1 protein-coding gene is annotated in these 515 nt (G+C 63.5%); it reads left to right on the top strand.

From position 1 onward, the window contains the following. On the top strand, nucleotides 1–515 hold a 515-nt coding region (locus B5M41_RS26810; RefSeq protein ID WP_230640393.1), incomplete at both ends, for a DEAD/DEAH box helicase family protein.

Below are 515 nucleotides of genomic sequence, written 5' to 3'. Positions count from 1 at the left end.
GGAAACCGCCCTCAAAGGGCGGTTTCGGTTCGCGGCAGAGACCGAAACAGAAGACGGGCTCCGCCGGCCGCAACTCGGTGCCCTGCACGCGATCTTGGCCTATCGCTCCACCGAAGAGCATGAACCGATCACGGTGGTGATGCCGACAGGGACCGGCAAGACCGAGACGATGCTTGCGGCGTACTGCCACTCACCGGCCCAGACTTTGGTGGTCGTACCCTCGGACGCGCTGCGCACTCAGATCGCGGAGAAGTTCGTGACCCTCGGGGTACTGCCTCGTGTCCATGCCGTCGTCGGGGACTTCTTGTGCCCGGCCGTTCTCGTGCTCAAGAGCGGACTCCAAACTATCGACCAGGTTCAACAGGTTCTCGCGCGATCCAACGTGGTCGTGGCGACTGCACAAGTCTTGAATGCGTGTTCGGAGGAGGCGCGTTCGTACCTGGCTCGGTCGTGTCAGCGTCTGTTCGTCGACGAAGCGCACCACCTGGGCGCCCGCACATGGAGGCAGGTCGTCG

The organism is Shinella sumterensis (assembly GCF_004514425.2).
GTDB lineage: Bacteria > Pseudomonadota > Alphaproteobacteria > Rhizobiales > Rhizobiaceae > Shinella > Shinella sumterensis.
This window is presented reverse-complemented; position numbering and strand designations above follow the sequence as displayed.